17 protein-coding genes are annotated in these 14,512 nt (G+C 38.6%); 6 read left to right on the forward strand and 11 right to left on the reverse strand.

Features of this window, described 5'->3' with window-relative positions; translation table 11 throughout:
- Positions 1 to 202: 202 nt before the first annotated feature.
- The 5 genes from soxX to BS34_RS0110735 form a co-directional block, all read right to left on the reverse strand.
- Entirely contained in the window at positions 203 to 868 is a 666-nt protein-coding gene (gene soxX / locus BS34_RS0110715; protein ID WP_029408508.1) for a sulfur oxidation c-type cytochrome SoxX, read from the reverse strand.
- A gap of 23 nt (positions 869 to 891) precedes the next feature.
- Positions 892 to 1,686: a sulfur oxidation c-type cytochrome SoxA gene (gene soxA / locus BS34_RS0110720; RefSeq protein ID WP_029408509.1), complete on the reverse strand. Its 795-nt coding sequence runs from the start codon at positions 1,684 to 1,686 to the stop codon at positions 892 to 894.
- Positions 1,687 to 2,001: 315 nt separating this feature from the next.
- Entirely contained in the window at positions 2,002 to 3,366 is a 1,365-nt protein-coding gene (locus tag BS34_RS0110725) for a sigma-54-dependent transcriptional regulator (RefSeq protein ID WP_029408510.1), read from the reverse strand.
- Entirely contained in the window at positions 3,359 to 4,795 is a 1,437-nt protein-coding gene (locus tag BS34_RS0110730) for a sensor histidine kinase (protein ID WP_029408511.1), read from the reverse strand. Before BS34_RS0110730 ends, BS34_RS0110725 begins: the two co-directional genes overlap by 8 nt.
- 228 nt (positions 4,796 to 5,023) lie before the next feature.
- Positions 5,024 to 6,112 carry a porin gene (locus BS34_RS0110735; protein WP_029408512.1) on the reverse strand — a complete coding sequence of 363 codons (1,089 nt, stop codon included), beginning with the start codon at positions 6,110 to 6,112 and terminating at the stop codon, positions 5,024 to 5,026.
- Positions 6,113 to 6,662: 550 nt separating this feature from the next.
- Here BS34_RS0110735 and BS34_RS0110740 point away from each other — a divergent pair.
- From BS34_RS0110740 to BS34_RS0110765, 6 genes are all read left to right on the forward strand, one after another.
- Positions 6,663 to 7,535, forward strand: a complete 873-nt coding sequence (locus BS34_RS0110740; RefSeq protein ID WP_051640861.1) for a phosphate/phosphite/phosphonate ABC transporter substrate-binding protein — start codon at positions 6,663 to 6,665, stop codon at positions 7,533 to 7,535.
- 452 nt (positions 7,536 to 7,987) lie between these two features.
- On the forward strand, positions 7,988 to 8,377 hold the full coding sequence (locus tag BS34_RS0110745; protein ID WP_029408514.1) for a rhodanese-like domain-containing protein: 390 nt from the start codon (positions 7,988 to 7,990) through the stop codon (positions 8,375 to 8,377).
- A 4-nt stretch (positions 8,378 to 8,381) separates the two neighbouring features.
- The gene (locus BS34_RS0110750) at positions 8,382 to 8,744 is read left to right on the forward strand and encodes a rhodanese-like domain-containing protein (protein ID WP_029408515.1); all 363 of its coding nucleotides are present in this window, start codon (positions 8,382 to 8,384) and stop codon (positions 8,742 to 8,744) included.
- Between the two features lie 2 nt (positions 8,745 to 8,746).
- Positions 8,747 to 9,499: a sulfite exporter TauE/SafE family protein gene (locus BS34_RS0110755; protein ID WP_029408516.1), complete on the forward strand. Its 753-nt coding sequence runs from the start codon at positions 8,747 to 8,749 to the stop codon at positions 9,497 to 9,499.
- 1 nt (position 9,500) lies between these two features.
- Positions 9,501 to 9,737: a hypothetical protein gene (locus tag BS34_RS0110760; protein WP_029408517.1), complete on the forward strand. Its 237-nt coding sequence runs from the start codon at positions 9,501 to 9,503 to the stop codon at positions 9,735 to 9,737.
- Between the two features lie 267 nt (positions 9,738 to 10,004).
- Entirely contained in the window at positions 10,005 to 10,982 is a 978-nt protein-coding gene (locus tag BS34_RS0110765; RefSeq protein ID WP_029408518.1) for a sulfurtransferase, read from the forward strand.
- Positions 10,983 to 11,206: 224 nt separating this feature from the next.
- Here BS34_RS0110765 and BS34_RS0110770 read toward each other — a convergent pair whose 3' ends face one another.
- The 6 genes from BS34_RS0110770 to BS34_RS0110790 all read right to left on the reverse strand — a co-directional run bounded on the left by BS34_RS0110770 (position 11,207) and on the right by BS34_RS0110790 (position 14,305).
- Positions 11,207 to 11,611 (reverse strand): OsmC family protein, encoded by a 405-nt coding sequence (locus BS34_RS0110770; RefSeq protein WP_029408519.1) that lies wholly within the window; start codon positions 11,609 to 11,611, stop codon positions 11,207 to 11,209.
- Between the two features lie 49 nt (positions 11,612 to 11,660).
- Positions 11,661 to 11,789, reverse strand: coding sequence for a hypothetical protein (locus BS34_RS13170; protein ID WP_255327161.1), 129 nt, complete (start codon positions 11,787 to 11,789; stop codon positions 11,661 to 11,663).
- 24 nt (positions 11,790 to 11,813) lie between these two features.
- On the reverse strand, positions 11,814 to 11,939 hold the full coding sequence (locus tag BS34_RS13255; RefSeq protein WP_199774102.1) for a cation efflux transmembrane domain-containing protein: 126 nt from the start codon (positions 11,937 to 11,939) through the stop codon (positions 11,814 to 11,816).
- A 48-nt stretch (positions 11,940 to 11,987) separates the two neighbouring features.
- Positions 11,988 to 12,305: a hypothetical protein gene (locus BS34_RS0110780; protein ID WP_038126705.1), complete on the reverse strand. Its 318-nt coding sequence runs from the start codon at positions 12,303 to 12,305 to the stop codon at positions 11,988 to 11,990.
- Positions 12,306 to 12,310: 5 nt separating this feature from the next.
- Positions 12,311 to 12,964, reverse strand: a complete 654-nt coding sequence (locus BS34_RS0110785) for a ferritin family protein (protein WP_029408521.1) — start codon at positions 12,962 to 12,964, stop codon at positions 12,311 to 12,313.
- 153 nt (positions 12,965 to 13,117) lie between these two features.
- Complete coding sequence (locus BS34_RS0110790) at positions 13,118 to 14,305, reverse strand: cation diffusion facilitator family transporter (protein ID WP_051640862.1); 1,188 nt, start codon at positions 14,303 to 14,305, stop codon at positions 13,118 to 13,120.
- Positions 14,306 to 14,512: the final 207 nt, after the last annotated feature.

A 14,512-nucleotide genomic window follows, 5' to 3' on the forward strand; every position in this document is an offset into this window, starting at 1 on the left:
CCCTTTTAAAATTACATTAAGAATAACTATAATTAATATGTATAGTTTACTATAGTTGATGTAAACATCATTAAGAAAACCTGTAGTTATCATACTTTCTACTTTACTGAAAAAAGCCGGCAAGCCGGCTAAATCATTTTCGGAGGAGTAGTACAATTTGAGGCAATGTAGCCTGCCCCAATTATCAAAAACCCCCTGCTTATTATTGGTTTACAGGTGATTTCGGATCCATTAAAAAGGCCATAATGTCAGCAATTTGTTTGCTTGTTAAGACATTATGTACCCCAAAACGCGGCATACCTGAACAAGCGTAAAAAGCATGTGCATTGTAAATTTTTTCATAAGTATATTTTACCATGGCATCACTGGTACCACGTTTACCATAACCAGTCAGTGATGGCCCTAAATTACCTGCTGCTGGCTCATTTGGGGCAAGAGCATGACAAGCATAACAGTTACCACCGTTAGGTTTTTTTCCTGTATCAGGCTTAATTTTACCAATACGCATTCCATAACCGCTACTGGCAAGTTTTGCGCCGTTTTTCCAGTCACCAAGCTGAATGCCTTCTTGTGGATAGCTAATTAATTCTTTATTAAATTGTTTAATCTTTGCCGCTAGTTCAGGAGTCGGCTTATTTTTATAGGCTGAACAGACTTTATTACTGTAATCTTGAACTAAACGTTTACGCTCTTCTGGAGTAGAGCGTGTCCAACTTTCATTCACTGTCTGCTCTGCTGATTTTAAAGTTTCCGCATCGAATGCCGCACCTTTAATCTCTGTTGCATAGCCACTAGAAATACCACTTAACATAACCATTGCTACTGTAGTGGAGGTCGCTAACCATGTTTTAACTGTTGATTTTTTCATCTTCAATTCCTTTACAATTTCAGTTAACGTTTAATTGATGGCACATGAATCTCGCCACCATTTGACTCTTTTGTCATGAAGGTAATCAAATCAATCGTTGCCTTTGAACCAAAATCGACATCAGGTAAACGCATCTGCCAATGACAATCCCACATACGGTTTTGCATGGTTCTTACAGTCGATTTAGAAACACGGTAAGTTGGCCAAGATGGAATGGTCGTTTTATCATTGTAGGCGTTGTAAAGCGTTTGTAATCGAATACGTTTGCCATCTGCAGCATGACAAGTTGCACATGAAAAATCCATGCTGCCTGAGCGACGCCAAAACAATGCCTCACCAGTTTTATACGAGGCCATTTCTTTTGGGTGTGAAAGGGTTAAATTAAACTTATCTCCATTAGACTGAGCCGCCACATAAGCAACAATCTTTTCCATCTCAGAATCTTTACCTTTTTTAGGATTGGAAAAGGCATTTTTAATAATCGTATCTTTATCTTTACCCTGTAGAGTAATCATGCAATGCATCAAACGAGACTCTAAGTCCATGACTTTATCTGTATCTTTAAAGTATTTAGGCAGTTCAGCATAAACCCCTTCAACCACACCAGGGCCTTTACCTAAATCGCACTTTTCTAAACTAACATTTTTAGGACCTGCTTTAGCATGAAATAATTCTTCACCATCATCCACCCAAAATTCACCTGGGCTATCCTCTAACATAGCTCTATAGTCCTTAACACTCGCTTCTTCAGCATGGGCCGATATTGTTAAACTAGAACCCAGCACCCCCAGTGTTACTAACTTTAGTAATTTATTCATTTGCACACCTCAATTGATTATATTTTTCACATATAGCGATTGAGCACCTCGATTAATCCCTGGTTTAATCTTGCAAGAATTATTCGAGGTGCCCATCTCATATATAGAAATTCGCATGCCAACGAACAACGATGTTAACCTGTTGAATATAAAGAGTATTATTTTAAGAGGTGAAATTACGACATGGCTGTTTGCAAATAGTATTGCAAAACGCAATAGAAAAGAACTAAAGCGCCGCGCCCAACAGTGGGCGGTAAAAGAAGTTTACCTAGACTGGCTTATTGACCAACAAAACAACAACAAACACGACAGAAATTATTCACTCTTTTGTTGTTGCAGTTTGCGGTACAACGTAGAGGGATCGATACCGAGCTTTTGCGCAGCTTGGCTTTTATTACCCTGACAGGCATTCAACACATGATCTATCCATAACGACTCTATTTGAGCCAATGTGGCGTCTTCAGGAAAAAGTACATTTTGATTAGAGATAGAAGGCACTTTGGTTTCATGCAATTCATTAGGTAGGTAGGCTAGCTCAATGGTATCATTTCTAGCTAAAACAACCGCTCTTTGCATAACATTCTCAAGCTCTCTAATGTTACCAGGCCAGCTGTAACGGCTAAGTGCCTCTAGCGCTTTATTTGAAAGAGAATAGATTTTTTTATTAAACTTTTGAGCATAATAAGAAACAAAAAATTCGGCCAGTCCTGCTAAATCTTCCTTGCGCTCTCTCAATGGCGGTAAATCAATTGGAAAGACATTAATACGGTAATACAAATCTTCTCTAAATAACCCTTGATCAACCAATTCCTTTAAGGGCTGGTTGGTGGCAAATAAGATTCGTACATGAACTTGAATAGCTTTACTACCACCTACTCTCACCAAAGTTTGATTTTGTAAAAAATGTAACAGTTTTGCCTGAATATCGAGTCGTGTACTGTTAATTTCATCTAACAGTAAAGTGCCATTATTAGCGAGTTCTAGCAACCCTAATTTACGATTTAAAGCCCCTGTAAAGGCGCCTTTTTCGTAACCAAATAGCTCGGACTCTACCAAGTTTTCGGGCACCGCGGCACAATTAAGCTCAAAGTAAGGCCCACGAGGATTGGCTCCCATGGCATGAATTGTTTTAGCCATAACCCCTTTACCCACTCCTGTTTCACCATTAATCAGTACTGAAACATCTAATGGGGCCACCTGGTCTATTTGTTGCATTACCTGTTGCATAATGGGTGAATGAACAACTGGCGCCATTGGCTCTCGTTCAAGTTGATTGAGCCGGGTCTCAATTTGTCGCATTCGCAAACGATGTTCTAGCAATTTACGCAATCGGCTCAATAGATTTTTAATTAACTCGGTTTCAAACGGTTTAGTAATTAAATCAAACAACCCATGCTTAAATCCATCAACGGCATCTTGTACACTGGCGTAGCCAGTAATCATCACCACCTCTGTTTCTGGGTGCAAACTTTTTGCTGCAACCACCACCTCATTTCCATTACCGTCTGGCAGGCGTAAATCAGTTAGGACCACGTCAGGGCTAAGATGCCTAAGCTGGTTAATACCCGTGTGCACCTGCTGGCAATGGCTTGCACTAAAGCCTTGTTCAGTGGCGAGTTCGCAAAGCAATTGCGCCATATCCACATCATCTTCAACCACCAAAAGTGAAAATTCATGCATCTTTTCTTACCTTTAATATAATTTGTGTACCCTTTGAATCGCTTTTTATCAGTTCAATAGAACCTTGCATTTGCTGCATAAGCGTTTTATTCAAATATAACCCCAAACCTGTCCCTCCGTTGGTATCACCCTGATATTGGCTTTTGGTAGTAAAAAAAGGTTCAAAGATTCGTTGTTGCATTTCTGGTTCTATGCCCTGACCATTATCGGTAACCACTACTTCAATTTGATTATCTGTTAATGACTCTTGCACCTCAATATTAATATGACTGGCCTTAGCTTCCATACTATTAGTTAACAAATTAAAAAGAATTTGCTCTAAAGCAGCTTTATCTACTTGGGCACGTAGACTGGGTGGAGCGACTAAATTAAGCTGTATTTTGGCTTTTCGTTTAGCAACAGGTTGGATTAATGCAACCAACTGGTTTATGAACGTAATTAAATTAATCGATTGCAACTCTAAAACGGGTGGTTTGGACGAAGAAAGTAAGTTTTTAACCTGTTCAGAGCAGGTCTTTGCCTGACGCTCAATGGTTTGTAAACGCTTCTTAAGTTTTTCATCTTGGGTTTGTTGCATACTCATTTGTGCATAACCAATGATATTGGCTAAAGGAGTATTTAAATTGTGTGCTAAACCTGCTGCCATCTGACCAACGGTAGCCATGCGCTGGCTGTGACAAAGGTTTTGGGTTGCTTGATTAGTAAATTTATGCGCATCTTCTAGTGATTTAACATGCTCTTTTAAAGCCTCTTGTAGCTCACGAATAGCATGATTCAAAATATTCAGTTCATCAGGTAAATCCGCTTTGAACTCTATTATTTCATCAAATATTTTATCACTTGAATTTAAGTCATTCGCCAGTTGCGAAATCGGATTAACAAGGTGTTTATTAAGTAATGTTTTGACCACATAAAATAGGCCAAATAGAATGATAATCAGCCCTAAAAATAAAATAACTGATAATTGATTAAGAGGCTTTTCAATGGACTCCAGACTAAAAACCAAACTAATTTTACCGGCTGGTTGATCAAAAAAAGTTAATGGTTTTTCAATGTGCAAGATTTCATGCTGTGAATCAAGTTTAGGTTCAATTTCGGCTAACACTTGATGACGTTCATTTTCTATTTTTAAGCCTATTAAATCAGTATTATGGTTGACTAAATCATCCACCATACGTTCAATTACACTGTATTCTTGTAACATGACCGCATCTAAAGAGATTGCCGCCGCCTGTTGTGCTAAAGCCTCTGCTTTTTGGTAAATTGCATCATGCAAAATATGAGAAATAAGGTAATAGCCTGCAGCACCTGAAGAAAGGATGACCACAATCAAACCCGTACCTAAATAAAAATTTAAGCGACCAATTAATGTTTTAGGTTGAATAAAAGACATTATTTTTCTAAATTTTGCGATTAATCTATCAATCATAGCACTCGCTTTTATTTTGTCCCTAAAAATTTATGATTTATTTCTGGGTTAAACTAAAGCTCTATAGCGGTCTCTAGTCACAAAAAAGCCGGCATATAGCCGGCAAAAAATGAAATTAACTAAAAAAATTTGCTTATTGTGACATTTGCACGAGATAGTTGCTAAATAAAATAGGTACCTAGAACTATTTTTATTAGTGCATGCTCTTGCGCAAAGGTCTTTTATTTATTAATAACCAAATTTTGCATCAATACCTACGGTAAAGGTCGTCGCATCATCTGAACCACGTTCATGTTGAGTCCAACCAGCAAATATAGCAGATTTTTTGGTTAGCTTGTACTTACCACCTAAACCAATTGTTGTAGCGTCATCAGTTGTGCTATAAGCGTTATCCTGACCTGCTTCATTAATACCGTAACTAGCCGTTAACAAGCCATTTTTACCTACTTTTTGTGACACGACAGCAAATGTGTTTTTACCTAAATTCATTCCTGTAGCATCTTCATACAAAGCGGCAACGGTTGTACCAGAACCAAATTTATACTGTGCAGTAAATTGATTTGATGACCCATTTTTTGCTTTGGTTGCATCTGTTGCACCAGGATCATTATCACTATCAAGCGTGATAGTGTCCGCCGTTAAACGTAATCCACCATTCGTATACTTAACACCAAAACCAGAAGCAGACCCACCCGTCATATCCGCTAACTTACCAGAGTTATGTATATCAACCCCTGTACTGTTGTCAGAAAGTACAGAGTAGTTTGCATTTACTTCAAAACCATTAAACTTAGGTGATACATATTCAATTGTGCTATTAAAATAGTTAGAGTTAAGGTTTGAGGCACCTTGCTGCCCACTTTGACGAGCCTGAAGCACATGGTCAGTCCAAGGATCAATAGCGGTATAACTTGCTTTATAACCGACTGTTAAACGCCCCATTCGAACCTTACCGTAATCTTTATTCTTTAAACCAGCATACGCTTCACGCACATAAATCGATTGGTTTTCACCAGAATTATCACCATTATCACCAACAGTGTTATATGCCGCTTCAAGTTGGTAGATAAGTGCGGTATTGCTTAAAGTGGTGTCTAAGCTCCCCTTTAACCCTAGACGTGAAGCGTTACTTTTGAATTCATCACCTTCTGTGCGGCCTGCCATTGTAGTTGCCGTACCATAATTAACACTTGAAATATCGTATGAGACATTGGCTTGTCCGTAAACTTTCATAACATCTTCAGCCATAACTTGTGGGGCAACGAATGCGGCTGATATAGCAGAAATAAGTAGTGTTTTATTAAACATTTTATTCATAGTAAATCCTCAACTTTGAGCTTATATTTTTTATTGATATACATTTTTTATGTATATATATGACACTTTGGCTATTTTTAAGTCTGCCAACCCGACTCGCGTTTTAACTAATTTAAGATCGCTTATTACATAGAAAGGTTCGTGCCATAGTTAACTCATTGATTTAAAATAGGTTTTATTTTATTGCGGTATTGAAACTTGCAAATAGACTTGCATTTTGCAATACACATTAGCTAACAGTAATATCGCTTTCAATTAAAATTTTATTTAGCCAGCAAGCAATTTTTGCGTTAACTCTGGAGTTTTGTTGTAATGTTGTTTTACTTTGAGACCTTTGCACGAGAGTATGCACGAGTAAAAATGGTTAAAATTCACCTGATTTTTGTTGAAAACCTTGCGAATAGCTAGCTATTCCCTGCGCTTTCCGTCGCAAACGAAGAACTCGACGCCCGAAGGGGTAAGTCGAGAATCGGGCAAATTTTCCCTCATTTTTCTTTCGCACCTATCTCGTGCAAAGGTCTCACTTTATGAATGTGCTAGGGGCTATAAATTGAAAAAACAAACTTTTCGATTACTACTTTTAATAGCGTCAATACTACTTTTAACCGCATGCCAAAATGAAGAACCTACTGCACAAGAGGCTAATCCAATTGAAGAAAATAACGTGCTTGTATTGGCCGTATTGCCTTATGATGTGCCCACCAAAATTCAACGCCATTTTGCCCCTTTATTAACTTTTTTATCTAAATCATTAAACCGTCCAGTAAAGCTTTATGTCGCTACAAGTTATGAAGAGCAAATTTTAAAAATTGTAAGAGGGCAAGTAGATTTAGCCTATTTAGGGCCTTCAAGCTTTGTACGAGCTTATGACCGATTTGAATCAGCTAAGGGTAATAAAATTCAACCTATCGCTACTGAAATTCCTTATGAAGCAGCCATTGTCGTTCGTAAAGATAGCCCTATTAAAAATATCTCTGATTTAAAAAATCACACTATTGCTTTTGGCGCGTACCAATCTTTTGCTGGGCATTTTAAAATTCGAGACTCATTAAAGAAAAATGGGGTAAGTCTATCTGACTTAAAGCTATACAGCTTTTTAGGACGGCACGAACGGGCAATTATGTCGGTTGTTTATGGTGAGTTTGATGCTGCGGCAGCTTCTTCAGGCATTGTGAGACGAATAAAAGGGTTAAACTACTCAATTAAAACTATTTACAGTACTGATGAGTTGCCACCCATTATGATTGCAGCTTCGCCATACATGCCAAAAGAGTGGGTATCAAAGCTAAAAAATAGTTTTCTCAATCCAAGTTTTGAAGGCCAAGAGGCCATAACTATGTTTGCCCCCGGCGGAACCTTTTTACCTTTTAATAACCAAGCTTATGAGCCTGTTAGACAAATAATGAAGATTTATGAACAATAATTGTTTGGTTAGGAATTTTGGCTTTTTTTGAGACCTTTACACCAAAGGGCATAAACACGAGAGTATGCGCGAATAAAAATGGTTCTAGGTGCCCCTTGAGGGTAAAAATTTTACCCAATTCTTGTTGTACCCCAAGGGCACTTCCGTTGAGCTATTTTTAGGAAAAGCTATTGATTTATTAGCAGCTTAAATGAAGTTGCACTTAATATGCGAATTCAAGTTATGTAAATAGAGAATGAAAAGATGTGTATCTATGGGGATGATATTATCATTTGATTATATATGTATATGCGTATATACTAATTATAAGGAATGGTTGAAAATATTTAACAAAACCAGATTTAAATGGTTACTAGTTGAGTTTTGAAATGCTAAACAAGTGAAAACATTTGGTTAATTAAATGAGAACTTTCGCACATTAATCGTATAAAGGTTTTTAAAGGATAAAAAAGATGAAAGAACTAGATTTTGATACCTATTTAAAAGATTTTGATTATCAAGAAAGACTTGATATGAAAATTCAAATGCCTGAACTTTTTGAGCTTTATGCCAAAGGAGAGGCTCAGGTGATTGATATTCGTTTTAATGAAGAGTATTCAGCCTGGAATATCGGGTTTGGAGATCATATTCCTCTGAATGAATTGCCTGATAGATTAAATGAAATTGATAAAACTAAAACCATTGTGACTATGTGCCCACATTATGATAGAGCGGAAATTGCAAGACTTTTCTTGAAGCTTAAAGGTTATCAAGCACGTTACCTTACCGATGGTATGTTAGGCGTTGTCAATTATCTTCGTGGTGATCAGGCAAGAGATTATATGGCAAAAATTAAAGGATAGAAACATGGAACCATTTGTAAAAAATGTTATCCCTAGCAATATGAGTAATATGCGTATAGGGGTTGATGAATTCATTGAACTTTATAACGAAGGTAAATGTGAATTGGTTGATGTACGTGTGGCGATGGAAACAAAAGTCTGGCAAGTTAATTTTGGCCTTCAAATTCCAGCACCTGAACTGCCTGAACGTTTAAACGAATTGCCAAAAGACAAGCTGATTGTGGTTGCCTGCCCTCAAGCTGATCGATCTAATATGACTCGTATGTGGCTTGCTTCGCAAGGTTTTGAGGTTAAATATCTTATGGGTGGCTTGCTTGGATTGATGGATCATCTTAAAGGCGGTAATGCCAAAAAGATTCGGGGTTAATCATGAGTATTGATTTACTTCAATACGCCTTATATTTTTTGCTGACACTGGGCTTTTCAACCCTGTTTTCGATGGGAGGGGTGGGCTCTGCCATTGGTCTTGTGCCCATATTTTCCATGATGGGAATGCCGCTTAACTTAGCAAAAGCAATAGGGCTTTTTATCAATTCTGCATCCACGATTACTGCGTCGTTCATGAACTTTTTTCGCGGTGTGTTAGATATAAAGTTTGCACTGCCACTTATTATATCCATTTTAATTGCCACACCGATTGGTGCCTGGATGAGTCAATATATACAACAAGAAATTGTTGAGTGGATATTGGTTTCTTTCTTGATTGTAAGTGCCTTGTTGTTGATTTTTAGTAAGCGTGAAACCAAAGTTGTTTATGACAAAGTCTGGATACTTTATCTTATTGGTGGTGTGGTTGGACTTATTTCCGGAACCATTGGAGTGGGCGGGGGCGCACTTATGATGCCATTGCTCATTTTACTTGGATTTGAGGCAAAAAAAGCAGCTTATGCTATTAGTTTTGTTATCCCTTTTTCAAGTTTGGGTGCCTTTACAACCTATCTTACTTTTGTTGATATGGATTGGGTTTTGCTTGGTGTGGTAACCGTGGCGGCGATTATAGGCGGGTACATAGGTGATTTTATAATGCATTATCGCCTCAATGCCGCACAAGTAAAAAAACTTATCGCTGTAGTACTGCTGTTACTTGCCTCTAAAATGATTTATAACCTTTTAGGAGTTTAGCATGATACATGTTTTGAAAAAAATTGCCGATTGGATTATTGAGAATGAAAAAAAAGAGGCAACAAATTGTGGGATTCCTGATGAGATTATCGATGATTGGCGATTGACCATAGAAGAACATCAAAATAGAATGAAAAATGATGATAAAACGGATACTGAGCAATATGATATGCTTCAAGAACTTGATAAACAAGTGAAAGAGATTGAGGCGATTCGTAAAAAGAAATGTCACAAATAATCAAACCGTTAACAAGAAAAATGTATTCAGAATATTAGGGTAACTAAAGAGGGCAGTACCCTTTAATTTATCTTATTGAATTTGTTAAATAATTCTGCCCCCTTTTTTATAGAATTGAATTTACCCAAATCTTGCAAGTTTCTCAAAATATTTAATATTATTGGAGAAAAGAGTCCGTGCCGAATGGTACTTACTTAAGCGTAATCATTTGAATTAATTATAAACAAAAGAACGGTCTAATGGGAGGCTTCTCCCGGGAGAGAAAAGATGATAAAAAAATTACTGAAGCGGTATGGAGTGCAAATTGGGGCTTCTGCCTTAGCTATGGCATTGTTGTTATCGGTTCCGTTGGTCAGAGCGGCTGACATCGGACCCTTGGTTTCGGTCGCTTGGCTCAAGCAACACGCCAACGATCCCCATATCGCCATCTTGGATATACGAAGTGACAGAAAGGACTACCTCGAACGGGGACACATTCCGCAGGCTCGCCTATGGGACAAGAGCAATACCAAGAACCTGGTTGACCTCAAAGGCATCGGCCAGGTGATGCCCACAGCCAAGGGCGTTGCCGATTTGCTGGGAAAACTGGGAGTAAAAAGCGGCGATGCCGTGGTTCTCACCAATAATGGGAGATCGCCCCAAGATGTAACATTCGCCACGCGTGCCTATTGGGCACTGCGGTACTACGGCGTGAACGATATTGCCATTTTGGATGGCGGCACGGGCAAGTGGGCCAGCGAGGGATTACCTATCAGTCATGACGCAGCCCCTACGCCTGTGGCGACTACTTTGCAACAGGGAGTACCGCCAGTAAGGGCTGTATCTGCTATCGTGGGAGTCAATTGGGCCTACACCCTTTTAGACAAGCAAAAAACGGAGTTTATTGATGCCCGTCCCCCTAAGGTTTTCATGGGCCAGGATAAGCCCCCGTTCGATCCGAAATATGGACATATTCCCGGTGCGGTGAGTTGGCCGGCATCAGAGCTTTTCACCCGACACCCCTCCAAGATCAAGGGTTTTCAGGAATATTTTACGTTCAAAAACAGGGACGAAATCGAATCATCAGCACGAGCACACCGAGTGAACCTGAATAGAGCAGCCATAGTGTATTGTGATACGGGCCACTTGAGTTCGGGCGTGTTTTTCGCATGGCGGGAAATTCTGAAAAAGGACAATCTGAAATTTTTCCCCGGTTCCATGCGCGTATGGGGCGAACAGAACTTGCCGACTGCCATGGGGAAGTAATTGGGATAGGGGCGGTCAGGTTACCTGACCGATTCTCTCCCACACAATTCTAGAAAAAGGGGCAGCTTAGAATCAATTTGCAAGTGCAACACTAACTTGGATAAAGATAACACCCTAAAGCGAATGTTAGGTAAAGAGATAGGGAGATGGGGTAAAAAGCCTTGGCTATGTCAAAAGCCTTGAGGTCATTAAATTGACCCCGCAACTTTCTGTTTGGTTTAAAACTACTGTAGCTTTTCAATACGCCCACTTAATTCCGTACTAGTTTTTAAGGTATTATAAATAGTACCGTATTTTTCAATATTGGTATGCAACAGTGCCAGACGTTTGTCGATTTCTTCGGTTTTGATACGCACGGTGTAGTCTATTTTTTGCATTTTTGGTGGACTGTCCTGACGCTCGCCAGTAATCTCAATCTCAATCGCTTCAAACTTAAAATTAAGTATTGGCGCAACACGCTCAATATTTTTAAGAATGCAGGCAGCCAATGAAGCTAAGAGTAATTCAGCTGGATTAAAGGCTTCTGAATTGCCTCTTAAATCTGAATCTATTGTCAGCTTGGCTTGTTTGCAGCTGGCTTCACTGTGGTGATGATCCACCCATTTGGCTTTCACTTGATAACTTAACATGACAATTCTCCATAGCGTATTGATTTGTAACTTTTTGCAAATATACGGATTAGACCATAACTTCAAATACTTGCCCAACAACCGCAGTTAATGCCATGGCTAAGGCTCCCCAAAACCCAACACAAAAAGCCCCTTTGAAGAGAGAGGCACCACCAGCATAGGCCGCAATGGCTCCCATTATCGCCAGTAAAGCTAGGTGAATTCAATTCCAAAGTGCAAGTACATCACTAAAATTATGCAAAGTATCACTCAAAAGAGCAAGATACCCTGAAATAATTCCCCCGATAATTTGCGATAGAGTAATAATGATATTTAAAATAATCGTGATAAAAAGATTTTACCATTCACATTATGGTGGTGATGATGTTCAGACATTTTAGTCCCTCGTTTCTAAAAAACTTTCAAACGCTTCGGTGATTTGTTCTGCTTGAGGGAGGCCTTCTAAAAAGATATTTCCATCCAGGACAAGAGTAGGATCTTTTTCTACTCCTGCCTCAATCGCTTTTTCAGCATTGTATTCATACTCAAACCGCACCCTTAAAGGTAGACGTTTAATAGCACAGCTTAAGCGTTTTGAGAGTTTTTTTGTTGCTACTTTATCTCCATAGAGAATGGCTTGTAAAAGAGGCGATTCTGTTTTGTGGGGGTTAAGTATCTCACCCGCTTGCATCTCCCTACAAACATACATCATCATGTGTTCTACTGTTTTGTAAGCAATCGAGAAAAATACTCTTGAGGGTGGTTACAGACTGGGCACGCTTTTGGCGGTTTTTTACCTCTATGCACATGTCCGCATACTTCGCAAATCCACTCTTCTTCTCCCTCTACGCTTTCAAATTCCTCTTTTACTTTAAGGCGTTCAAGCAACTCTTTATACATTTTTTGATGTTCAAGCTCTACTTTACCAATGGCTCCAAAAAGGCGTGCTGCATCGTTATTTCCTTCCTCTTTAGCGATGGCCTCAAATTCTGGATACATAGTAAGGTTTTCATAACTCTCCCCTTCAATAGCATCTTGCAAGTTTGCCAAAGTATCTCCAAACTCAGTACTGCTTTTAATCATATTCTGTAACTTAAATTCCAACTTAGCATGCTCTTTTTCATTGTTTGCTGCACGCTGAAAATGCCTTGCAACATCTCTAAAGCCCTCTTTTTGAGCTATTTTTGCATAAAACTCATACTTGTTTCTGGCCATTGATTCACCTGCAAAAGCTTTTAGCAGGTTGACCAAGGTAAGATTTTCAGTGGTACACTCCATCTCCTGACCACAACAAACTAGTGTGCCTCCACCGACAGTACTCACTTCAACAACATTTCCGCATTGCTTACATCTATAACTTTCGAACTTTTTCATTTTTAAAGCCTCATTATTTGCACTAAATTATATCGCTATAAAGTGTCTAGTGTTTTAGAACCTGAACAATCTGTTTTCGAGGAATATCGTGCCAAGGTTTTTTTAACTTAGAATTGGGCGTAACATAACTCTTTTTAACTTATCGCATACAAACTATTCACTCATATCTTCTCTTGAAGATGACTCCTCTGTTTGAGTAACAAGTTCAATATCGAGTGCATCGAAGAGTGTAACAATATTTTCATCAGCATCCATGTGACTCAGAATCACTTTATCAGTGTTGAGCAATAATAACTTTGCTACGAGCTTAAATGCCCTGCCTTTGCTGTCATTTGCAGTGGGATTACTAATAATTTCACGACTAAGAACCTCCCCCGAACTTTCCTCATGAATTATTTCAAGCCAGGGAGATCTACCAAATTCATTACTAAGGTGCTCTTTATCACTATCTAGTAATCTTACAATGGTTTGGTAAGAGGGGTGATCCGGCTCATAATGAATAGTCGCAGCTTCAAGCTCAGGTATAGCATTGTGTAATTCATCAACAAAGAGGTCAATACGTTTATGAGCTTTTGCTGCATTGAAATTGAGAATTTTTAGTTCAATATCGGCAAAATAAACACTGCCTGACTTTCTAATATTTAAGCGTTTTATCTCTGTTATATCAGGATTTGCAATTAAAATATCATAGGCTCTCGCATCGAGTTTGGTATCTACAGCATCTAGTAGAGAAAACAATGCTTCTTTAAGCACATCGTAAGCCCCTTTAAATATCATTAAAACAATTATAATAACCGCAACTTCTTGGGCATACGCAACATGGTAATGGTGAGCTATCAACCCAAGAACGACGATCGTACCTGCACCAATATCACCTAACCAATTAACAGCATCCGCTTTAACCCCCGGAGAGTTTAATCGCTTTGCTGCTTTAAGTTCATAGATATAAAAAATATACTGAATAAGTATCACAACCAAGACAAAGCCAACTGTGCTCCAGATATTTTCTGGGGTCATTACACCTGTTTCAAAAAAAACAGAGTGGATAATTTCATAACCCGCAAATAATATTCCTATCCCACCAAGAAGGGCAGCCATATCTTCAAGTTTGTGCAAACCGTAGGGAAATTGCTTAGATTTATGCCCTGCAAATAGAAGAGCTAAAAAAATTAACAGTGCTCCAAATACATCAGAGATAGAATGGATACCATCAGCGATAATTAAGGTGGAACTCATCATCCACCCCCACCCTAGTTTAGCTACAGATAAAGTCGCATTGAGCATTACGGAAGCAAAAAGCCAGCGCTGTTTTTCATCACTATTTCGAATATATTTGAACATTTATGCTTTCTTCTCTATTTAGTCGGATTTAAATATAACATGTGGATAAAAATTTGCCAAATTCTATAAGTAAAGAAGTAAAGGGGTCAGTACTCTTTAAATTATCTTATTGAATTTGTTGAATAATTATTATTTTTCGCTTTAAAAAATATTTAAAGAGTACTGCCCCACTGCTGTCCCACTTAATTTCTCACCAAGCCTAAACTC

Origin of the sequence: Thiomicrorhabdus sp. Milos-T2 (genome assembly GCF_000702325.1) — a bacterium.
Lineage (GTDB): Bacteria > Pseudomonadota > Gammaproteobacteria > Thiomicrospirales > Thiomicrospiraceae > Thiomicrorhabdus.